At 69.3% G+C, this 22,228-nt stretch carries 17 protein-coding genes; 8 read left to right on the top strand and 9 right to left on the bottom strand.

What is annotated here, in order from left to right:
• Positions 1-1,338 precede the first annotated feature (1,338 nt).
• Positions 1,339-1,554 (top strand): hypothetical protein, encoded by a 216-nt coding sequence (locus tag OG975_RS00175; RefSeq protein WP_406326536.1) that lies wholly within the window; start codon positions 1,339-1,341, stop codon positions 1,552-1,554.
• 139 nt (positions 1,555-1,693) lie between these two features.
• Here OG975_RS00175 and OG975_RS00170 read toward each other — a convergent pair whose 3' ends face one another.
• Genes OG975_RS00170 through OG975_RS00155 form a run of 4 tightly spaced genes read right to left on the bottom strand, consistent with a single transcriptional unit; the run spans position 1,694 to position 4,002 of the window.
• Positions 1,694-2,467 (bottom strand): NUDIX hydrolase, encoded by a 774-nt coding sequence (locus tag OG975_RS00170; RefSeq protein ID WP_406326535.1) that lies wholly within the window; start codon positions 2,465-2,467, stop codon positions 1,694-1,696.
• Positions 2,464-3,000 carry a hypothetical protein gene (locus OG975_RS00165; RefSeq protein ID WP_406326534.1) on the bottom strand — a complete coding sequence of 179 codons (537 nt, stop codon included), beginning with the start codon at positions 2,998-3,000 and terminating at the stop codon, positions 2,464-2,466. Before OG975_RS00165 ends, OG975_RS00170 begins: the two co-directional genes overlap by 4 nt.
• A complete protein-coding gene (locus OG975_RS00160) occupies positions 2,991-3,725 on the bottom strand; it encodes a helix-turn-helix domain-containing protein (protein ID WP_406326533.1) in 735 nt (244 codons plus the stop codon). The genes OG975_RS00165 and OG975_RS00160 overlap by 10 nt, the downstream gene beginning before the upstream one ends.
• 31 nt (positions 3,726-3,756) lie before the next feature.
• Positions 3,757-4,002: a hypothetical protein gene (locus OG975_RS00155; protein WP_406326532.1), complete on the bottom strand. Its 246-nt coding sequence runs from the start codon at positions 4,000-4,002 to the stop codon at positions 3,757-3,759.
• Positions 4,003-4,768: 766 nt separating this feature from the next.
• On the opposite strand from OG975_RS00155, the gene OG975_RS00150 reads away from it, so the two are divergent.
• The 5 genes from OG975_RS00150 to OG975_RS00130 all read left to right on the top strand — a co-directional run bounded on the left by OG975_RS00150 (position 4,769) and on the right by OG975_RS00130 (position 11,987).
• The gene (locus tag OG975_RS00150) at positions 4,769-5,968 is read left to right on the top strand and encodes an exonuclease SbcCD subunit D (protein ID WP_406326531.1); all 1,200 of its coding nucleotides are present in this window, start codon (positions 4,769-4,771) and stop codon (positions 5,966-5,968) included.
• Position 5,969: 1 nt separating this feature from the next.
• The gene (locus OG975_RS00145) at positions 5,970-7,763 is read left to right on the top strand and encodes an AAA family ATPase (RefSeq protein ID WP_406326530.1); all 1,794 of its coding nucleotides are present in this window, start codon (positions 5,970-5,972) and stop codon (positions 7,761-7,763) included.
• Positions 7,654-8,979 (top strand): SbcC/MukB-like Walker B domain-containing protein, encoded by a 1,326-nt coding sequence (locus OG975_RS00140; RefSeq protein ID WP_406326529.1) that lies wholly within the window; start codon positions 7,654-7,656, stop codon positions 8,977-8,979. The genes OG975_RS00145 and OG975_RS00140 overlap by 110 nt, the downstream gene beginning before the upstream one ends.
• A gap of 228 nt (positions 8,980-9,207) precedes the next feature.
• Positions 9,208-9,948, top strand: a complete 741-nt coding sequence (locus OG975_RS00135) for a vWA domain-containing protein (protein ID WP_406326528.1) — start codon at positions 9,208-9,210, stop codon at positions 9,946-9,948.
• Between the two features lie 245 nt (positions 9,949-10,193).
• On the top strand, positions 10,194-11,987 hold the full coding sequence (locus OG975_RS00130) for a DEDDh family exonuclease (RefSeq protein WP_406326527.1): 1,794 nt from the start codon (positions 10,194-10,196) through the stop codon (positions 11,985-11,987).
• Between the two features lie 303 nt (positions 11,988-12,290).
• Here OG975_RS00130 and OG975_RS00125 read toward each other — a convergent pair whose 3' ends face one another.
• Together OG975_RS00125 and OG975_RS00120 are read right to left on the bottom strand one after the other, a co-directional pair.
• Positions 12,291-14,237, bottom strand: a complete 1,947-nt coding sequence (locus OG975_RS00125; RefSeq protein ID WP_406326526.1) for a hypothetical protein — start codon at positions 14,235-14,237, stop codon at positions 12,291-12,293.
• 659 nt (positions 14,238-14,896) lie between these two features.
• Positions 14,897-15,850, bottom strand: a complete 954-nt coding sequence (locus OG975_RS00120) for a hypothetical protein (protein ID WP_406326525.1) — start codon at positions 15,848-15,850, stop codon at positions 14,897-14,899.
• Positions 15,851-16,320: 470 nt separating this feature from the next.
• Between OG975_RS00120 and tap the strand changes: the two genes are divergently transcribed.
• Both tap and tpg read left to right on the top strand, forming a co-directional pair.
• Positions 16,321-18,453, top strand: a complete 2,133-nt coding sequence (tap, locus tag OG975_RS00115) for a telomere-associated protein Tap (RefSeq protein WP_406326523.1) — start codon at positions 16,321-16,323, stop codon at positions 18,451-18,453.
• 4 nt (positions 18,454-18,457) lie between these two features.
• Complete coding sequence (tpg, locus tag OG975_RS00110) at positions 18,458-19,015, top strand: telomere-protecting terminal protein Tpg (RefSeq protein WP_406326521.1); 558 nt, start codon at positions 18,458-18,460, stop codon at positions 19,013-19,015.
• 156 nt (positions 19,016-19,171) lie between these two features.
• Here tpg and OG975_RS00105 read toward each other — a convergent pair whose 3' ends face one another.
• The 3 genes from OG975_RS00105 to OG975_RS00095 form a co-directional block, all read right to left on the bottom strand.
• On the bottom strand, positions 19,172-19,393 hold the full coding sequence (locus tag OG975_RS00105) for a hypothetical protein (RefSeq protein ID WP_406326519.1): 222 nt from the start codon (positions 19,391-19,393) through the stop codon (positions 19,172-19,174).
• 617 nt (positions 19,394-20,010) lie between these two features.
• On the bottom strand, positions 20,011-20,493 hold the full coding sequence (locus OG975_RS00100) for a hypothetical protein (protein ID WP_406326518.1): 483 nt from the start codon (positions 20,491-20,493) through the stop codon (positions 20,011-20,013).
• 654 nt (positions 20,494-21,147) lie between these two features.
• Entirely contained in the window at positions 21,148-22,056 is a 909-nt protein-coding gene (locus tag OG975_RS00095; RefSeq protein WP_406326517.1) for a replication-relaxation family protein, read from the bottom strand.
• Between the last annotated feature and the right edge of the window lie 172 nt (positions 22,057-22,228).

The following is a 22,228-nucleotide window of genomic DNA, read 5'->3' as shown; positions in this document are numbered from 1 at the left end:
CCGGTCGGCCGTGCCGGCGGGTGGTGGAGTAGCGGTCGATGAACGCGGGCCGTGGGCCACAGCGGCGCCGCCTGGGCCGCGGCCAGCGACCCGGATCTCTGCCACGCCGGGGCGGACCAGACCGTCGGCCCGGGATCGCAGTGGGGCATAGAGATCAAGTTGGGGCCTGGACGGTTACGTGTAGCGGGCTTGGATGGCTTCTCGGCCGCGGTGATTGCTGTGAGGCGGGGGGCGAGGCGGGCTCGGTCGCTGCCGCTTGCGCGGAGCAGTTCGGCAGGGTGCCGACCAGCTCGTTCCAGCGGGGGGACGGGGTCAGCAAGTGGGCGAGTTCGGTGTCCACGGCCGTCCAGTGGTGGAGTGCTGCATGGATGACGGTGCTGCGCTGGCGCTGTGCGTCGGAGGAGGGGCCGGCCAGGCGTGTGGCCTGCTCTGCGGCGTGCCACCATGGGCGAGCAGATCGTGTGCTGTCGTAGACCTCCACGGTCAGGGCGAGACTTGACAGTCCCGCTGCCTGGTCTCTGTGGCGCAGCTGCTGGGCCGCCAGTCGGGCAGCAACGTCCCGGCCTGCCTGGCGGTGTGCCGTGCACAGTGCTTCGAGCACGGCGTGTTCCTCCACGCCCGCCCCCAGAGACTTCTGCAGTGCTGCCATGGCCTGTTCGGTCCGACCGCTGAGCAGGTGGATGCGGACCAGCAGGTGCTGAGCCCGGGCGACGGAATTTTGTTGCCCTCGTTCCCCATAGAAGTGCAGGTCGTCCGACTGTGCTGGTTCCTGCCGCGTACGAGACCCCATGCAGCACGTCGAGCGCCCGGTGTGCTGACGGCGGGCCCGTTGGCGTATACCGTGCGCTCCTGCGCTGCCCACGCGGATGCCCAACACGCTCACGCCAGGCGCCCCGGGCGGCCAATCTGTCATCCCTGGCGCCCTCTTGTGGCTACGGCGACTTCTTCCGGCCTCATCGGGGCGACTCCAGCAGGCCCCAGTTTGTGAAGACCGCTCCGAGGCGATCTGAAGCGGCCCCACCCGTGACCGGCCCGGAGGGCCAAGTGGGGCCACGCCAGGCCGCCTTCGCCAGCGACGATCTTCACGGATCGGGGCCGATTCGAGGCGCCCCCGCTGGTCCCAAATGACGACGCCGTAGCCACTCTTGCTTCGCATCACAACTTTGCAGGGGACGCGCACTCGGTGCGTTGGTCCTGCCATCCATGCTGCCCACGGTCCGAAATCCGGCCTCAGAGAAGCGTTTTGCCGCCAACCGCCGGTAACCGAGTCACCGCATCGAGTGGTTCGGGCTACACAGGAAGGCTGGGACGTTCTTGCCTGACGGGGGGCCTGGCCGGGTGTTGCTGACTATCAACGTGGCGGTTCTGCTTGCTGTCATCATCGTCCTGCGACTGGGGCGACGCACACAGGCCCGAAGCCGGTCCGACGAGAAGCTGACCGTGGTCATTGTTCTGGTGTTCGGTGTGCTGGTGGCCCCGACAGCGTTCGGCCACGGAGTCCTGGATCTCGTGGGCCAGCTCGCGGAAGGCGTTTCGCAGTCGGGCAGCCCGTGAGTTCCTTGGTGCCCGTCGGGCGCCGTGGATTGCGACTGCGGCTGAGGTCCGTACGGGGGCAGTGAGATGTGACTCCTGCAGGTGCGTGGCGGTGGGGCGCACACCCCTCGGCCCTGGCGAGTTCGGGCTTGCGGGCCGGTCAGAGCCCGCTGTTGGCGCGGAGCATGGCGGGGTGGAGGACTTGGGCTGGGCCGGGGCGGTAGAGGATGGCGGGGCGACCGTTGCTGTGGCGTTTGTGGCCGGTGTCTTCCACGAAGCCGCTCACATTCATGACTTTGCGACGGAAGTTCCTGGGGTCGACAGGGATGTCCCACACGATTTCGTAGACCTTCTGCAGATCGCTGATCGTGAAGGTCGCGGCGCAGAAGGCGGTGGCGAGGGTGGTGTGCTCGAGCAGACTGCGGGCTCGCTCCAGGGCGTCGGTGAGGATGGTGCGGTGGTCGAAGGCCAGCTCATCCAGGAGGGAGTCTTCGACGGTCACCCAAGACGCGCTGCGGGCGTCGGAACTGGCGGTAGGCGCAGGCAGGTTGGGGGCGATGGCCAGGAAAGCGGTGGTGATGACACGGCCGCGTGGATCCCGTCCGGGGCGGGAGTAGGTGTGCAGCTGCTGCAGGGGCAGCCGGGTGCCGTCCAGGCCGGTCTCCTCGGCCAGCTCCCGGTGCGCAGTGGCCTCCAAGTCCTCCCCGGGCCGCAGGAACCCGCCGGGCAAGGCCCGTTTGCCCAGATAGGGTTCCTTGCCCCGCTCCACCAGCAGGACCTTGAGCAGGGCCTCACGTACGGTCAGCACCACCAGGTCGGCAGTGACTTTGGCATCGACCCGAGGCCGGCTTCCCGGGGGCGGGTCGGCCGGTGAACGGTCACCGGGCCGGGCCTCAAGCGGCTCAACGGCGTGCGGCTCATGCACAGAGGTCACAGTGGCGGCTCCTTGCCGAGCGCCGGGCCGACTACCCCGGATGGTGCGGATGTTCCCAGCCGGGCCGCGAGGCATGCGGCGCTGCGCACCAGATCCTGCGGAATGCCGATGGGCAGGTCCTTGGGCATCTCGGAGTAGTACGTCGGGATGCCCCGCTCATGGATCCTGCCGAGTTCGTAACTGGTCGTCCGCCCGATATAGCCGCCCGGGGCGACGACGTACACGAAGTCGGAAGTGAAGATCTTCTCCAGCGTCGCGGCCTGGATGTGGTGATCGGGGACCTGCGGGGGATCGGACGCGAAACGAGCGAACTCCTCGCCCGGATTGACGATTTTGGACAGGCTGGGCGAGCCGACCGTGATCCCTGCAGCCACGAAGGCCTCGGCCGCGTGCACCACGTGCGCATAGTGCTGCCGGAAGCTGCCCACCACTGCAACCACCAGGCCGGCGCTGCCCGGCGGCGCTGGCGTGTCCTCGCCGAAGGCCCCCGCGAGCCGCTCCGCGGGATGCGCCGACTGGTTGCTCATGGGCATGTGGTGCTCTTTCGCCTCGAGGGGATGTGACCGCTCGCCACGTCGCGCACTGTAGCGGGGGCTGCTTGCCGCACGGCGGCCGCCGAGCGGATGCCGCGTATCCACTGGGCCCGGTCTGCGGCTGTGAAGGGGATCGCGCACAGGTCGTGGCAGGCCTGCACGATGGCCAGCACGAGTACTTCATCCGTGATGTTGGGCGGCCGGCCCGCCAGCGCACCGGCCACCCGGACGTGACTGACCCGCGCCGCAGGCCCGCGGTACGCAGTGATCACATCGGCCAGGTGTCGGGTGGAGCCGGCCCGCCGCGGCCGGCGTCGTGCGGACGCTGCCTGCGACGGGCCCAGACGGGCACACGTCACGTGCTCGCGCACCTGCTGCACCAGCGCGCACAAGTCACGCTTGAGTAACCCGATACCCGCCGGACGAGACCGCCGGGCGGGTCGCTCCCGGCGTACGCGAGCCGGGACCCCCACCGGCCGCCCCAGGGCGGCCGCAGTCTGCTCCCAGACCTGCTCCCAGACCGCGACGTCACCCCCGCACCCCGCCACGAACGCGAGCGCGACGGCCCGGGTGGGCAGCGACTTCCCGGAGGCCGCCAGGGACAGGGTGCTGGCCGAGTAGTGGGTGCCACGGGCCAGAGCCCGATAGCTGAGCGGCCCGGTCTGCCGCCGCAGAGCCCGCAGTCCGTCTGCGAACGCCGCCAGGACAAGGCTGTCGCCCGGCATCGGTTGCTCCTCGCGAGGCACGGTGCAACCTCTACTGTTCGTCGATGCTGCGCGCCTGCGGCCCCCGGGGCTCGCCGCGGCGCCCGCGCACGAATACCCGGCGCACCAGCTCCGAGGCGGTCAGGCCGGCCGCCGCAACCGCGGTGGTGGCCACGCCCGGCTCGTAGCCGGCCAGCACCAGGAACGCCACCAGCCCGAACACCGCCACAATCACGGCCAGCGACAGAAGCTGCTGCCCGTCAAACCGGCTGACATTCCCTTCCCTGCGATTTCCCATACGGCATCCCCTTCTCACGCGTTTGGTGCGGACGAGTTTTCCCTTGCGTTCGCCAGAGGGGTGTCCGTCGGTGATTGCCGTCACCGGCGGTCTCTGTCAACGTAGTTCGATACTGGCAGAGGCCGACAGCCCTGACCAGCAGTCGAGTTGGCTTGCCGATGTACCTAAACAACACTCTGACCTGTGAAGATGACCTGATGGTGCACTGTTGCGGGGGTCTGCTGGAGGTGTTCTCGCAGCCTGGGAATCCGCATGCCGTAACTGTCGGAATGACGTTTTGTACGGCGCTGAAAGGAATACAGATAAGGGCTTCCGCCGGGCATTCGTGAACCCGCATCATGGGGATGAGGAAAAAGTCAGTGTGACGTAAAGGCCTCGTTCTCAAGCCGATTGGTGCGGGCGAGTATCGAGACCACCGAGGGTCCCTGTTGCCGCAGGGGCCCTCGCCTCAGCCACGACAGCGCGGCCAGCCGTCACCCCCGGCTCTCCAGCAGTCGCGCCACGGCGCACCGGGTGCCCTGGATATGCGGGCCCGCACACCCCTCAAAGCAGACATCACAGGGCACGGGCGCACCTGGACCGTGCCCTCCCCGCGCCGGTCCTGCAGTCGCGTGCACTGAATTCACCCGGTGAGTTGGCCGGACCCCGACGCCAGACGAAACCTGGGCAGAAACCTTCCCCCATCTGCCCCTATGCCGCCTCAAAGCAGCCTGCTTATCGGGAAAACCGCCCGTAGCGGCCGTCTCTGTGGTTACGGTCTGTGGTCATGCGGTTTCTGCACACTTCGGACTGGCACCTGGGCCGCCGGTTCCACACGGAAGACCTGATCCCCGCCCAGCATGCCTTCCTCGACCATCTGGTCGACACCGCCCGAACTGAGGACGTCGACGCGGTCCTTGTCGCAGGAGATATCTATGACCGGGCGATTCCCAGCCTGGACGCCGTGCGCCTGTTCAACCGCGCTCTGCATCAACTTGCCGATCTCGACGTGCCGATCATCATGATCAGCGGAAACCACGACTCCGCGCATCGCCTCGGCGTCGGATCCGGTCTTCTCGCCCGTGCTGGCATCCACTTGAGGACCGACCCCGGCACCTGCGACGTCCCGGTCTTCCTCGAAGACGCCGACGGCCCTGTGGCGGTGTACGGCATCCCCTACCTCGAGCCGTCGATGGTCCGCGACCGCCTGGAAGCCGAAGCCGTCTCGCACCGTGCAGTACTGACCGCAGCCCTGGACCGTATCCACGCCGACCTCACCAACAACCAGCCGGCCGGCACCCGGTCCGTGGTCCTCGCGCACGCCTTCGTCACCTCCGGCACCGGGCAGCCCGAGGAACGCGAAAAGAGCGAGGAGGCTGAGAGCGAACGCGAGATCGCTGTGGGCGGTGTCGCCCATGTGGGCGCCGACGTCTTCGAGGGGATCGACTACGTGGCCCTGGGCCACCTCCACGGCGCCCAGCGCGTCACCGACCGCATCCACTACAGCGGCTCCCCGCTGGCCTACTCCTTCTCCGAAGCCCGCCACACCAAGTCGATCACCCTGGTCGACCTCGCCGCCGATGCCGTTCCCGCCCTCACTCACCGGCTTTGCCCCGTGCCGCTGCGCCTGGAGTGCGTGAGCGGCTTCATGGAAGACCTTCTGGCCAACCCCGCCCACGAGCCGCTGGAGGATGCCTGGCTCGAGGTCACCCTCACCGACACTGCTCTGCCCTTCGAGGCCATGGCCCGCCTGCGCCGCCGCTTCCCCCACACCGCCAGCCTCAAGCACCGGCCCGCCCTCATCCCCGCCCAGGCCACGACCACTCCGACCTACAGCGAACGCATCCGCGGCCGCGGAGTCCTCGACATTGCCAGCGACTTCATCAGCAGCATGCGCGGCACCGACCCCACCCCGGACGAGCACCACCTGCTCCAGCAGGCCGTCGAAGCATCCCGCCTGAACGAGCAGCAGAAGGAAACCGTCTGACATGCGCCTGCACAACCTGACCCTGCAGGCGTTCGGACCCTTCGCCGGCACCCACACCATCGACTTCGACTCCCTGTCCGCCGACGGTCTGTTTCTCCTGCACGGCGACACCGGAGCCGGCAAGAGCACCGTCTTCGCGGCCATCTGCTTCGCCCTCTACGGCAAACCACCGGGCGACCGCGACCTGCTGCTGCGCAGCCACCACGCTCCCGCCGGCCTCCTGACCGAAGTCACCCTCGAGGTCACCCTCGCAGGCCGCCGCCTGCGCATCCACCGGATCCCCGCCCAGATGCGCCCCAAGCGATCCGGTGAAGGCGAGACCCCGCAGAAGTCAGAAACCCGCCTGAGCGAATGGGCCCTCGACACCGACGGCCAAGGCCACTGGGAACCGTCCAGCAAGTCCCACCAGGAAGCCGCCCTCGAGGTCACCGACCTGCTGGGCATGAGCCGGGACCAGTTCTGCCAGGTCGTCCTGCTGCCACAGAACGACTTCACCAAGTTCCTCCACGCCGACGCCCACGGCCGACGAGAACTCCTCGGCAAACTCTTCCGCACCGGCCGCTTCACCTTCATCGAGCGCTGGCTCAACGACCACAGCCGCACCACCGAGAAGAACCGTGATGCCGCCCGCGCCGACGTACTGCGCCTGGCAGAACGCATCCACCAGGCCGCCGGAGGCGACCTGACAACCCAGTGCACGGCACCCACGCCCGACGACCCGCACACCCTCACCGAGCCCGCCCGCGCCTGGGCCCAGGATCTCCTCCAAGCCGGCCACACCGCCCACGCCAGGACACTCCAGGCAGCCACAACGGCCAAGGAGAACCTGGCCGGACAGCAGCGGCTCGAAGCCGCGGCCCGCGAACTCCACCGGCAGCAGGCCACCTACACCAGCGCCCGGCAGCAGCTCGACCTGCTCCAGGAACAGACACCGCACCAGGACGCACTGGTCCAGCGCCGCGACCAGGCCCGCCGCGCCCAGCAGGCAGCGCCGCTGCTGCACGCTGCGGACACCGCCGCAGACGACCACACCCGCGCCCAGACTGCCGAACGCACCGCCCGCGAGCACCTGCTGCCCGAACACAAGGACCTGGACGCCAGCAGGCTGGAAACCGCCGAGCAGTCTCTTCGCGCCGAAGCTGCCGTCCTGACCGTCCTCGTCCCCGAAGAAGACACCGTCCGCCGGCTGACCACCGAGCTGGAGCGCACCGACACCGAACGGCAGGACTTCGCCTCCCGGCAACGCACCGCCCAGGACTGGCTCGAAGCAGAACCCGCCCGGCGCCGCGCCCTCGAAGCCCGGCGGGAGGCCGCCCGCCAGGCCGAAGAAGAAGGCCGCCGCCACCAGAGCGCCCTGGACAGCCTCAAAACTCGCCTCGAAGCCGCTGGCCGCCGAGACACCCACCTTGCCAGGATCGCCAAGGCTGAGCGGCAACTGGCCGATGCACAGACCGTCGTCGGCCAGACCGGCCAGGACTACCTCACCGTCCGCCGCCGGCGCACCGACGGCATGGCCGCCGAACTCGCCGCCACTCTCACTGACGAGACCCCCTGCCCGGTCTGCGGATCCTGCACCCACCCGGCGCCCGCCGCCCCCCCAGGACGGGCAGCCCACACGCCAGGACGAACAGGACGCGGAAGCCCTCCACGAGCAGGCCAAGACCACACAGGAAGCCGCCGCAGCCGTGCTGCACGGGCTCCGCGAACAAGCCGCCACCGCCACCGGCGAAGCCGGCGACACCCCCCTGACCGACCTCCAGACCCAGCACACCACGCTCACCGCCGAACTGACTGACGCCCTGGACCGCGCTGGCGACCAGGGCACCGTCCAAGAAGAACTCCTCGCACTCGACAGCGAGCACACCGCCCAGACCCAGCAGCACAGCACCGCCACGGCCGGCTTGTCCGCCCGCAACGCCCACTACGACACCCTCACCCAGCAGCTCACCGAGCTGACGGCCAAACTCACCGCAGCCCGCGGTACCCATCCCACCGTCGCCGCGCACGCCGACGAACTCACCCGTACCGCCGACCGCCTCGAAGAGGCCGCCGAGGCCTCCCGCAGCCTCGCTGCCGCCGTCCAGACCCTCACGCACCGCACCGAACAGGCCACCCGCGCCGCCAAGGACCAGGGCTTCGACACCCTGGCGCTCGCCCAACGGGCCCTGCTCGGCGACGAAGACCTGCGCGCCATCGAAGAAGAGATCACTCAGTGGCGCGAGGCCTGCGCCGCACACACCGCCGTCCTCGGCAATCCGGAACTGCAGCAAGCCGCCGCCCAGCCCGCCGCCGACCTCGACGCAGCCACGGCTGCAAGGGCGGCCGCGGACGACCAGCACGCCGAAGCGGCCGCCGCCGCCAGCGCCGCTCACACCCGTAGCCAGGCCCTTACCGCCCTTGCCACCGGCCTCGGCGACGCCGTCCAACGCCTGGAACTGCTCGAGCAGGCCCACCTCACCGCCCGCCACCTGGCCGAACTCATCACCGGCAACTCACCCAGCGCCCGGGTACGCATGCAGTTGGAGGCCTACGTCCTGGCCGCTCGTCTCGAAGAGGTCGTCACCGCCGCCAATACCCGCCTGCACCTCATGTCCGAAGGCCGCTACACCCTTTCCCACTCCGACGACCAAGCGGCCCGCGGCGCCCGCTCCGGCCTGGGGCTCGAGATCACCGACTCCTGGACCGGCCGCCCCCGCAAGACCGACACGCTCTCCGGAGGCGAATCCTTCTTCGCTTCCCTGTCCCTGGCTCTCGGACTGGCCGACGTCGTCACCCACGAAGCTGGCGGCAACCCCCTGGACACGCTCTTCATCGACGAAGGCTTCGGCACCCTCGACGAGGACACCCTCCACAAGGTCCTCGACGTCCTGGACTCCCTGCGCGCCCACGACCGCACCGTCGGGGTCATCAGCCATGTCCCCGAACTGCGCCGCCGCATCACCCACCGCCTCCACGTCCGCAAAGACCCCGCCGGATCGACCTTCGCCCACCTGACGGCAGCAGCCGAATGACCGCGAAATAGGCCGGACTGGCGGCGAGAGCGCCTACGGGCGGGCGCCGGGGGAGTCGGACCGGGCAGGAAGGCGACGTGGACGTCCGCCACCGCCGACGGCCACCCCGTCTGGGCGGTCGGGCCGTTGCCCCGGGGCGCACTGATCAGGGACCCGTTGGAGAACTTTCCTCGTGGTACCGCCTCGACCGAGAGGATAGGGGAGTTGCGCGACACAGGAGTGGTGACCATGGACAGGGTTCAGAATGAGGCCCCGGCCATCAGCTTGTCCAAGATGCAGGTGCAGGCCCCGGATCTGGTGAGCCTCTACAAGGCGGCCGGGTCCAGCGTGTGCGCGCACGGTCTCGAGGGGGTGCGTGCTGCTGTGTATCTCGTGCTGGACCGCTCTGGTTCGATGCGGCCCTACTACAAGGACGGCACGATGCAGCATCTCGGTGAGCAGGTCCTCTCCTTGTCCGCGCACCTCGATGACGACGGCACGGTGCCGGTGGTGTTCTTCTCCACCGACGTCGACGGATCCACCGACCTGAAGCTTGGAGGTCATCGTGGCCGTATCAACAAGCTGCACGAGAACCTCGGTCACATGGGGCGGACGAACTACCACTGGGCCATGGACGAGGTCATCGACCACTACCTGGCTTCCGGCAGTGAGGCCCCAGCCCTGGTGATCTTCCAGACCGATGGCGGGCCCACCAGCAAGTCCGCCGCCGAGCGGTACCTGTGCAAAGCTGCGCGTCTGCCGCTGTTCTGGCAGTTCATCGGGTTCGGCGACCCCGACGACAACGAGTTCGCCTTTCTCCGTCGTCTCGACGACCTGGCCGTGCCCAGACATCGCATCGTCGACAACGCAGGCTTCTTCCACGCCGGCCGTGATCCGCGCACCGTACGCGACGATCTCCTCTACGACCGGCTTCTGCAGGAGTTCCCCAGCTGGCTTTCGTCGGCTCGCACCGCTCAGGTCCTGCAGTGAGCGCCTGATCCGCATCGAACCGGAGACCCGATCTCGCCAGAGGCGGCGCGAGCGGTGAATGTCCTCCCGATCCACTCCTCGGGCTCAGCCCGGATCGCTCCGCGCGGCCGCCGTGTTCCGTGGCATGTGGCTGTGCTCCGGGCGTCGGGAAACACCGGTGCGAAGACCGCCGGCCCAGCCCTGGCAGATGAGGCCCTGGCCGCAGCATTTTGAGCGGTGGGGCGGGACAGGGGATGCTGACTGGCATGAGTGGGGTGCCGGTTTCCGATGATGTGTTCAACGCTGTGTCCGGGGCTACCGGGTGGGCGGTGGTGGACGTGGAGACATCGGGCCTGAGGCCGTACGAGCACCGGGTGCTCTCGGTGGCGGTGCTGACGCTGGATCCGGCGGGGGAGCTGGTGGAGGAGTTCTCCACGCTGCTGGATCCGGGCTGTGACCCAGGGCCGGTGCACATCCATGGCCTCACGAGGGAGCGGCTGCGGGGAGCGCCGGTGTTTGAGGAGGTCGCCGGGCACATCGGGACGCTGCTGGCCGGGCGGGTGATGGTGGCGCACAACGCCCAGTTCGACTACGAGTTCCTCGCGCGCGAGTTCGCCCGGGCCCGTTCGTGGCTGCCGGTCTCGCAGCGGATGTGCACGCTTGCGCTGAACCGGCGGGTTGCTCCGCCCACCGACGATCTGAAGCTGGCCTCGCTGGCCGCCTACTACAACGTTCCGCAGCAGCGGGCGCACGACGCCCTGGACGACGCCCGGGTGCTTGCCGGGATCCTGCGCGGCTCCTTGTCCGCAGCGGGGGAGCTGGGCCTTGCCCTGCCGCTGGTGGCGTGCCCGCCCAAGCAGGGGTCGGGGTATCCGCCCCGGGTGCCGAAGACGCCCTGCGCGCACCGCAATCCCGGCCGGCTCGCGCCCGGTGCCCCGCTGGTGCAGGGCATGAAGGTCGCGTTCACCGGTGACACGCGCACCGCCCGGGAGGAGCTCGTCGCACGCTCCGTCGCGGCGGGATTGAACGTGATGGGCTCGGTCAGCCGTCACACCAGCGTGCTGGTCACCGACGAGACCGACTCCGACAGTGCCAAGTTCCGTGCGGCACGCAGTGCGGACGTGCCCGTGATCACCGAGGAGGCCTTTCTCGGCCTGCTCACCGGCGTGCAGTCCGGTACCGCCCACGCGAACCCGGCACCGCCGGCACCGGCCGTACCCGCCCAGCGGCGCACCGGCCAGCCGGCTTCCACCGCACCCCTGTCCGGACGCCGGATCCTGGTCCTGGGTGGTCCCCACGACCACGCATCTGCACTGCGCACCCGCATCGCGGAGCTGGGCGGCGCCGCCGCTGTCAACCTCTCCGCCGGCGTCACCGACGTGATCCTCCTGGCCGGCGGGGCCGGGGACCGCCGCATGCCCCACATCACGGCTCGCGGGCTGCCGGTCCACGACGCCGACTGGCTCACCACGCTGACGTCGCCATCGGGCAGCACCGGAGAGGTGGAGAGGACCGGCCCGGCCGGTGTCCAGGTCCTTCCCCGCGGTGGCGTTATCGACCTGCCGACTGCACACGGCGGTGCCGGAACGTGGACGGTCGCTGCAAGCTGGGGCCATCAGATCAGCTGCGAGATCGACGTGGTCGCCTTCGTTCTCGACGAGGACGAACAGGTCTCCTGCGACGAGGACTTCGTCTTCTACGGGGCACCCGAACGACCCGGCGCGACCGTGCGCCTGACCACCGACGGCCCCAGTGAACAAGCCGTCACAGCGGACTTGGCCTCTCTTCCCGACGCCGTCCGCAAAATCGTCATCGCCGCCGCCATCGACGGACCCGCGACGTTCGCCCACGCCGGAGCCATCGAGATCACCGTCGCCCAGGCAGCTGGCGTGCGAGCCGTGGCCCAGGCCACCCTGGACGCCGCGACCACCGAACGAACGCTGCTGCTCGCCGAGGTCTACCGGCGTGGCCCGGGTTGGCGCGTACGCGCGGTCGGCCAGGGGTACGACCACCAACTGGCCGCCTTGGCCCGTGGCTTCGGCGTCGACATCGTCGGCTGACCTCTCACCTACCCTCCGGCGGGCAGTGCCCTGCACGACATCGGGCCCACCGTGCCGAGATCCTGCGGGCTGACGGGGCCTGCGGCATCGGCCCCCGTCCCGTCGTCCCGCGCACCCTGCCTGCCACCGCGAGCGTCCACCGCGCCTCCCGGTACACCCCTGGACGGCGCCGCGGTCCGCGCCGCCCTGCTGGACTCGGTTGTCACCCTCACCCTCCAGCTGCGCTGCCGCGACCAGGTGGCCCGCGGCCTGACCCCCGATCCTGCATTTCGCCGGAGGCACGAGCCGGGAGAGGACCAGGGCTTATCGGCTGCCTGGCGGCTTCGGCCAGGGTGCTGCTGTGGCAGCCGCGTCCAGGAGGTCACCGAGGCGCAGCCAGGCGGTCGGTCCGGAGTTGGTTGCCGGGCAGGCCGCGAACCGGTTCCACGCGTCCTGATCGGTGCCCAGGGCATCGCGTACTGCGGCGACCACCGACGGATGCGCGCTCCCGTGACGATCCCCCCGGGCGCGCAGAGCTGGCCAGGCTGGCAGAGCGCGTACGAGGGCCGGCTGGGTGTTCGGCCTGGCCAGGATCAGACGGGTCCAGGCTTCGCGCCATGCTGGTCCGCCGCCGAGGTTCCCGCGCAGGCCCTCGGTGAGAGGGAGCAGCACGGTGTCCGGACAAGTGTGACGCCGTAGCACCCTCTCGAAGTCGGCCTCGGACCTGTGTCCGCTCGCGGCGCAGGCGAGGAGAGCCTCTTCTACGAGGGAGTCGTTGCCGGTGTGCCGGTCCAGGTAGTCGCTCAGTGCTTGTGCCTGGACGCCTGCCAGTTCGCGCACGGTCACCTTGTCCGGGGCGCCGAGCGCGATGCGGCGGTCCACACCGACGGACGGTGGAGGATCGGCGAGGACGCGCTCGATCGTGTCGAGGATCTCGTCGAGTTCACGTCGCTCGTCATGACGCGGCTGGAAGCCCGGATGGCGAGGGCTCAGCCGTTTGCGCGCGTCACGGACGATCGGGCGGATGCCGGCCTTCACGTCGTCGGTGACCGTCGGGAGGTGCAGCGCGATCTCGCGCACCCAGGCCACCTCGCTCGGGTTGATGGCCGAGTAGCGTTTCTCGGGCTCCCAGAAGGGAAGGGCGCGTGCGGCGGTTTCGGCGAACATGGTTGCGAGGCTGGCGAGAGTGGCGGCAGGAGCACGCCAGTGGGCCTGTTGGTAGCCGTCCTTGGCCTGCGTCGGGTTGAGCAGGTGACGCCAGGTTCCGGGTGCGGCGCGTTGCACCCAGGCCACCGGGGCTTGGCACCACATGTCCAGCAGTGTGGCCATCTGAGGGTCCAGCACGCTACGGAAGTAGACCTGCTCCTCGTCCGTCAGGGCGGACAGCTCCCCGGCGAAGTGAGCAAGGACCTGCTGTTCGTCCGATCCGGCGCGGCGCATACGGCAGCCCTCGGCTACCAGGACTTCAAGTGGGAACCGCTCGAGATCTGCTGCGGCGAGCTCGGCCAGCAGCCCCGGCTCGACTGCCCAGGGCAGGCTGCCGAGCAACTCGTTGCGGACGGTCCACTTGGCATCGGTGCCATCAGCCCACTGGACGAGCTCCCGATGCCGCTCCGGGTGCCGTTTGAGTATCTGGCGCCACATGCTCTCCCATGCCTCGAATGCGTTTTTGCGCCGCTTCAGCCAGTCCTTCGTGTCACCGTCCGTCTCCGGCTTCCCTTGGTCGGGTGCGGTGGGAAGCGTGTCGCGGGCAGCCTCGAACACCAGGTTGTGCAGCGGGCCTTGCCGCAGCACGACCTGGGCGGGGGTCGGCGCCTCGAGCAGCTGGGGCGTCATGGGCGGCGTCGTACCGCCGCGAATCCGCAATTCCTCGGCAACCGCACGGGCGATCCGCTCACCGGCACGCGGGCTTCCGAGCAGAGCCAACTGCTCGACGCTGCAACGCTTCAGCGTCCCATCCTGCAGCGACGGCGGACACGACGGATGCCCGAGCGCGAGCGCGACAAGGGTCATGCCGCCCTCGAGGTGGTACGGCTCCCTCTCGGCCTCCAGATCCGTCGCCACGGCCGTCTCCAGGAGCCAGTGCGGCGCCTGCTGTGCATGAGGCCCCGACAACAGGGCCTCGGCGAGTGCCGAGCGTTCATGGCGAGATTGAGCGGTGCGAACCTGCTGCGCCGCCAGTTGCACCACGGGGTCGTCCGGGCCGCTGCCGGTCATCGCTGTGAGGAGGAAGTCGCAGGGAAGCACCGCGGCGGGGTCCTGGCCGGTCACGAATGGTTCTCCATCAAGGCTTGTTGGGCTGCTTGCCCGGCATGATGCCGTACGGCACTGACATCGGCTCCGCACTCACCCGCGCAGTGAACCCAGCCGTGGAACGGGCACTCAGCCGACGTCGGCGATGACTTCAAGGACGCCCGCCGCACCCGGCCCGATGGACCGGCGGGCCCTTCTGGGCTGCTGCGCCTTGTCGGGCATGGTTTCCCGCGCGCCGGCCATACGCGCTCAGCGTGATCCGGAGCCTGCAGACAGGCCTCGTCCCCTGACCCGCCGTCGAATCCTGGTCTTGACCGGTGCGGGCTGGTTGGAATCCGCCGTGGTCCCAGCCCGGGGCGGGAGGCATCTGCGGTTCGAGGCGACGGGAGCCAGGTCAGGCGGATTCTCCGGGGTCATAGGAGGAGTTCTTCGGTCGCTCCGGAAACGCGTCACCGCGGTCTTTTCAAGAGATGCGGTCGGAAGATTTCTGTTTGAACCCGCCTCGGCATGTCGTGGTGCAGTGTCATCATCTCGTGGGGGAACGGCGTACCGCGCCGGGGCAGGCGGGTCTCGTGGCCGGGCCGTAGGTGGACACCCAGGGGCATGCTTCTGTTGCGTGAACTGTTCTTCGCGCGGCCACGCGGCCTGGCCCGCCCCCCTTGTTGCTGCCGGGTGTGTCAGAGCGGCAAAGCCTGTTGGGTTTGGATTTTCGCGGCTGCTTTCTGCGTGGTGAGGAAGTCTTTGACGGCGGGCCGGCCCAGCAGCAGGGTTACGGTGCGTGGTTTGGGCCGGTGTCCGCCGGTGAGTTCGGTGAGGAAGTCTGTGGTGACGATCCGGCGTGCCGGTGCGTCGTGGACGTCGTCCAGGATGCCTTGGCTGAGCAGGCGGGCGGCGGTGTCGTCGAGGGCGTTTTCGATGGTGCGGTAGATGTCGGCCGCGTCCTGCGCGATGGCCTGCTGTGCAAGGGTGAGGGCCTGTTGGAGCAGGCGGCGGTGGTGCCAGTCGTCGTCGCCGTTCGGGGGTGGGAACGCTTCTTCGGCAGCGTCACGTCGCTGGCTGAAGGTGCCGGCCGAGATGATGGCCGGCATTTTCTGGAGGAGGCCGGCGAGGCGTTTGACGTCGAGGGGATCGGGCTCATCCGCCTCGGGCCGCTCGTAGCGTGCCTGCTGCAGGTCGTCCATGAGCACTTCGTGCTGCGCGTTGAGGTCGTCGGCCCAGGCCGCCGACATCTCCCACTCATGCACCACGCCCTCCACGACAAAGGCGATCCGTACGGCTTCCAGCGCATCCGCATGACGCCGCGCGGCAGCCAGCAGCTTGTCCGCCCGCTGGCGCAGCGCAGCCGGTACGCCGTTGTCTGCACTGTCGCCCGTCAGCAGCGCCGGCTCGTCTTCGTCGTCGGCGGGAAAGACGTCGAACTCGCCGGCGTCGAAGTGGTCGAGGTCCCCGTACAGAATGCGGGCCCCGCAGGCGGCAGCCAGCTGTGCAACGGCTTCGGCATCGTATTGGTCTGGGCTGAGGGCGGCCCGCAGTCCGTCGGCCCCGCCGACCGATGCCGAGATCAGTTGCAGGCCGTGGCGAGAAGCCGCTCCGGGCAGCGCATCGGCCACCTTGCGCAGGTCACGAGTCACCACAGAAACAGCCTCCGTACCCCAACATCACCGGATGCTGAGGGTAGTTGGCGTTGCTGCCGGTGAGGGTGAGCTCTGGAGAACCTCGTTCGCAGGGGTGCTGCAGGAGGGACACTGCGATGCAGCTCCTGCGTGATGAATCGATCCGCCGCCGTCGCCCCCGAGGATCCGGCCGGGCTGCGCTCGATGTGGTGTCCCTTCGGGGCGGACCGCGCCGCGCCGGCGGCTGCAGGACTGGTCTCTGTCCGGGCGTTGCCGGCGGGGGCTGCGTGTTCGTTCGTGAACAGCTCCGGGAGGCGGAACTGGCGCGTCTCGCAGCTGTGCCGCCAGGCTTGTGATCTGGGACCAGGTCGGGCGAGCGGTTGTGGGAGAAGCCGGCGCGACACCACGAATGTTCTATGAAAGGGTTAAAGGAGAGGGTTAAATGATGGTGTGGGGCTTGGTAGGGTCCCGGGCGGAGGTAGTGGTCTGTGGCGTCCGAGGAAGAGCTGTTCGCGTCGGTCGATGCGCTGTTGGAGGCGGAGCCGCAGCTCCCTCATCCCGCGGAGCGCGCCCGGCTGCGTGAGGCCGCCGGTATTACCCAGGCCCGGCTGGCGACCGCGCTGAAGACCACGACTCAGTCCGTCAAGAACTGGGAGAACGGCCGGAGCGAGCCGAAGTCGCCCCGCCTGGAGGCGTATCAGCGACTGCTGAACGGCTGGGCTGCGAAATACCCCGTGCACGGCACGCCCGTGACGGTGCCGGTCCCGATTCCTTCGCCCCAACCGGAGACGCCTTCCAAGGGGTTCACGGCCCCCGCATCCGCGCTCCACGAGACCGATGCCACCGCGCCGGTGAAGACCCCGGACGCTTCGGCCCCCCAAGGGCGCCCGACTGCCCGGCCCGCCGCACCGCCGCAGCGGCCGGGGGCGAAGCGGGCTGCCCAGCTCCCCGACACCGGCCTGCGCTTTCCCCACGGCGCACTCGCGGTCCTGGACGGTGACGGCTCCGCCTACGGGGCAGCCGGCATCGTGCTCGACTGCCCCGCCTCCACCGTCCCGGAACTGGTGGAATGGACGCTCGAGGAATCCGGCCTCGGCGCAGCCAGACTGCACCGCAACGGCAAGGACGCCGATCCCCTGATCGTCCTCACCGCAAGCGCCGCGGTGAAACTCGGCCTTCCCGAGCGCCTTGAGGGCCACGAGCAACGTCGCTCCCTGCGCCTGCCCGCCGACCACCCGGTGGTCAGGCAGGTGGCGAAGGCGAAGTGGCAGCTCACCCAGCGCGGTTTCGGCCCGTGGGCGCGCATCTACCGTTCCGCGCAGTCGGGCCGACGGCAGTGCGTGCAGCTCGCCGTCCTGTCGTGGGACGCCCTCGATGAGCGTTCCTGGCCGGGCGTCGCGCAGATGGAGCCGGCCGACATCGCCCGTGTCCTGGGCATCTACGCGATGCGGGTCATCACCCCGCGCGGCAGCACGGCCGTCTCCGGGCTGGAGCTGATGACCGCGCTGCGCCCGCCCACCCGGGCCGTCCAGGACAAGGAGACCGGGAACTGGGTGTCCGGCTACAACCCGGGTTCGCTGGGCACCGAACCGATGGATCCGGCGCCGCCGGAGGCCACCCCTGAACATCCCGTGGTCGTGAACTCCGGCTGGAGCGGCGGCTTCCTGGACGAAGAGGCCTGCCAGTGGGTCCGCGACGTGGATCTGCTCACGGGGCAGGAGGCGGCCTTGCCGTGGGCGGTGGGCCTGGATCTGAACACCGCGTTCCTCGCAGCCTCGGCTCGCCTCACCGTGGGCCTGTCCGCCCCGGACCACTTCCACGGTCCGGCATTCAACCCGAAGATCCCCGGTAGCTGGCTGGTCGACCTCTCGCACATCGAGATGGACCCGCGCCTGCCGTCGCCGTTCACCCCGGCCGGTGTACGCCCCACCGGCCCGGCCTGGTACCAGACGCACACCGTCGCCTACGCCCAGGAACTCGGCCACAACGTCCAGCCGCTCGAGGCCTACCTGCGCCGCGAGACGGGCGCGTACCTGGACCCGTGGCACGACCGGCTCAAGACCGCCTACGTCGACACCCTCGCTGACCTCGGCATTACCAAGGATCTGACGGACCAGGAGTTCCTCGCGGCGATGGAGCGGCACAAGGACACCGACCCGGCCCTGGCCGCGGTCCTCGCCGCGATCAAAGCAACCGTGAAAGGTGGCGTCGGCAAACTCCGCGAGCGCCCGCAGGGCCGCCACTACAAGCAGGGCGAACGATGGCCGGCACTGGAGCGCCCGACCTGGCGCCCCGACATCCGCGCCGCGGTCATCTCCAAGGCACGGGTCAACATGCACCGCAAAATGGCCAACATGGCCAGGATGACCGGCCTGTACCCGCTCGCTGTACTGTCCGACTGCGTCGTCTACCCCTCACCCGGCCGCAGCCCGCTGGACTTCCTGCCCTACAGCGCCTCCGGCAAGCCCCAGCCCGGCGGCTTCCGCCTCGGCCCCACCCCCGGCCTGGCCAAACTGGAGGGCGTTCAGGATCTGGCCTGGGCGGTCGACCTGATGGAACAGGGCCTCAACCCCGCCCGCCACATCAAGGGCGGCGACGCCGTCCTGGACGACGGAGAGTAGAGACGTGGGAGAGATCGACGACGCCATCGAACGCGCCGACCGGGAAGCGTTCACCCGCGAACCGCCCAAGACCCTCCCGGCCCGCATCAACTACCTGCTCAAGCAACTGGGGACCGCGAAGGCCGTGGCAGCGGAACTGGGCGTCACCGCCGACTCGGTGAACCGCTACCGGCGAGGAGCCAGGAAGAACCCGCCCAAGGACATCGCCGCGAAGATCGACGCCGCGGTGCGATCCCGCTGGCAGCCGCGGGTCCGCAAACGCCGACGCAAGCAAGCCGCCTCCGCAGGAGGCATCACCGTGGAGACCCGAGCCCGCTTCGGCTACACCGCGCCCATCGGCACGACCGACGACGGCCGCTTCCGCCGCCTCACCGTCCACCTCCCCGCCGCGTACGCACAACGCCTGTTCGACGCCCGCGACGCCGGCGCAGGCGACCAGGAGATGCGCCAGATCATCGCCGAAGGATTCAAGGACATCTACTTCCAGGACGGCGGAAGCCGCGCCATGGGAATTTCGGACGTGGCCATCAACGACATTGATTACCTCGACCTGGATTTCTGAACAGAACACGCAAATACCGGGTGTTGAGTCATCCGATGAGCCGAAGCACGACATCTGGCACAAAGGCAGGCTTGTTGTCACCCGGCAAGCGGCCGTAGTGAGCAGGGCCGCGCGGTGCCCGGGTCGGCCGCCGACCCGGGCACCCGGGTCACGCCTCTACTCCATGAACTGGAAGGTCCACGCCTGGCGTAGGTCGTTGACGTCGAGTGGCCTCAGGGCGATACGGGGCGGGTAGATCCGCAGCAGGCTGAGGTCCAGGGACAGCTCCACGCCGTTGACGGGGCCTCCAGGGACGACGACGTGGAAGGTGCGCGGCTCCGCGCTCTGGTAGAGCGCCCACTGGCGCGGCTCGTAGTACCCGCCGACCGGCATGTTCATCTGCGGGTCGGCTTCGTAGGAGAGATAGGTTTCGCTCCTGAGATTGCGGATCGTGCAGTTGCCGTTGTCGTGCCCCTCAAGCTGCCATTCCTGCTCACCGGGGTTGCCGGTGGGCGGCAGCAGGAAAGCGGGTGTCCCGCGCTCCGACGCCCCGTCCAGCGTGAGCAGTTGCTCGCGAGGGACGGGTGATCATGTAGGGGCCGTTTGGTACAGGCGCCAAGGCCGACTCCACTTCTGACGCGCGGCGCCCGCGCGGGTCGCCGCCGATCTTCTGGGCCGACGAATACCTTCCCCGCGAACTCGCGACAAAGGTCGGAAAGGCTCTGCGTCACCCTTCGGGAGTACAGCGGATTCGTTGGTGTTCGACCAACTCATTGAAGGTGTGGCTATGTACGCGAGTTGCGACGTCGTTTCGACGTGAGATTGGGAGTCGCACGCTCGCGCGAATAGGCGGTGTTCACGAGAACGGGAGTCAGTCACCCCGGGGCCTGCCCATGAACCGAGAGCCATCCAGTGGGGCTCGGGCAAGAGCCCGCGGCGGCCGGTTGGAGTCTGTCGGGCTGTCGCGGTGCTGGCCCCCGACCGCCGTGCAGCGGTCGGGGGCCAGCACCGGGCTGTCAGGCGATGTACACGCTCCTGCCGAGACCCACTGCCACCTCCCCCGGCGAAACCTCCTGCGTCACCCGCCCGTTGCAGAGGGGCCCCGACCATACAGAGGCCACCCCGTCGGTGAAGTTGGCAATCTCGGAGGGCGCGAAATCCCCCAGCGGGAAGCAACCCGACGGGTCCTGGTGGGGCGCCCTGTCGATGAACAGCACGCCAGAGGCTGCCTGCGCCGTACCCGGCGCCGACAGCGCCAGCGCCAGCGCCGCCGCGCACGCTCCGAGCACCCGCGCCACGCGTTGTGTCCCACGCATCCGTTGTCCACCTGCCACTTCCGTCTCGCCCGAACCATGATCGTCACGAAAGGTATCACCCTGATTACCGAAGGTGACGAGCGTGTGGTGGTGAAAGAGGAGCGCGTGAAACTCCTGGAAACCCTTAATGCGCGGGTCGCATCCGGCGCCGAAAACAGCGTCCAGGTGGCCGCGTACCGGCACGGCCGCCCGCCAGAGGCCCGATTGCCAGCCGATGGAGGCTAGGCGGCACTGACAACGCCCGCCTGGTTCGTGAGTGACTCCCGAACTCGTCAACATTGATCATGACGGTGGCGTGTGCAATGACTCCCGAAGTCGTAGACAAGCGACTCCCATTCTCACGTGCACAGCCAAAGGTGTCCTCCGGTGCTTTCAGTGGTGTGTCCGGGTGGCAGTTGCTCTGCGGATCCCATTGCCGGTGACAAGTAGCGTGCCGATCCGGTGACAACTACGGCGCCTCACCAACGCGGAAACGCAGGTCCACAGCTGCCGTTGGTGACACCTACCGTGCGTCGGCACATCCGATGAGCCGAAGCACGTTAGGGGGTCACGATTCACGCGTCGCCGACACGACTCGTGGGCGGCCCGCTCGGCGGCCGTGAGCTGTCGATGACCTCAGGCCCGTGGGCCGGGGACTGGCTCACGGGCCTGGGGACGCCGACTGGGGCCTGTACGTCCCTGTGCACCGCGCCCCCGTGACCGGCGTCGTCCTGGCGGAGATCCGGGCTGTCGCTCCGCGCGGCCGGTAGCGGCAGGGCCTGTCCACGGCCCCGACCATGAGCCCGACCATGGGTCTGGCCGCGGCGCGCTCACTCCCGACCACGGCTGGTCAGCGTGCTACGTCTGCCGGTACGCGCGCCCGGTCCAGTGAACTCGCTGGTCGGGGTCGTGGACGGGGCGCCATACAGGTGCGGAGGGGCCGTGCTGGAGCAGGTCGGCCAACGAGGCCGCGAGGATGGGGACATCACTGAGGAAGCGGGACGGCGCCAGCAGCCTGGCCCCGGCGCGCAGGGCGCCGATCCGGTTCTCGGCACCGGCGGGTCCGGTGCCGTCCAGGACGAACAGGATGCGGGGGAAGAGCGGGTAGTGTCGCCGCCACTCCTCCAGCGCCGGGTCCTGGAAGGTCGGCCGGCGCCCCGGGACCGCAGGCACGTAGCGGTAGAGACGCTCGTACGCGGTGAGCTTGGCGGCGAGGCGTTCGGGGCCCATGGTGCCCCGGTCGACCTCCACGAACGCCCGCAGCATCGGCCCGTTGTCGCCGTCGGCGGGGCCGCGCCGGTAGTACAGGAGCGCGTCGGGGATGACGGCCTCGCCGCTCCCGATCGGGTGGTGGACCTCGGTCAGCCAGTCCAGCGGCTCGCACACATCGCCGCGGCGGCGGGCGTCCTCGAGGAAGGCGAGCGCGGTCTCGGTCACGGTCACGGTCAGCGTGTGGCCGGCCTTCAGCCGCACGGCGGTCGGATCGGACACGGTCCTGGACGGCCGGCGCCCGCGCATCTCGGGCCACTCGGAAGCGAGCTGCACGCCGTAAGAGGTGGGGAACCACACCCGGGTCCGTCCAGCCTGCGGCAGGGTGATGCGGTCGATGAGCCCCTCGGCACGCAGTCTGGCCAGCCGCCGCCGGGTCTGCTCGATGCGCACCTCGGGGGCGATCACCCGGTGCATCTGCCCGGTGGTGGCCATCCGGTACTTCGTCAGCACGCCCAGCACCAGCCGGTCTCCGCTGCCCGCGTCCACGCCGATCATCACGGCTCTGCTCGCTTCCCGCCCAGTGCAGCACCGTCATGCCCGGCGCCGCGCGTACTGGTCACAGCAGCAGCCGGCCCCGACCAAACCACCGACCACGAAGGCCCGACCACGATCACGAAGCGACAACGCCTCCGTGGACCAGGCCGTAATCCCCACCGACAACCCGGCC

The sequence above is a fragment of the Streptomyces sp. NBC_00203 genome, assembly GCF_045206325.1.
Taxonomy (GTDB): domain Bacteria; phylum Actinomycetota; class Actinomycetes; order Streptomycetales; family Streptomycetaceae; genus Streptomyces; species Streptomyces lutosisoli.
Note: the sequence above shows the minus strand (reverse complement) of the source record. Positions and strands in the feature narration are given on the sequence as shown.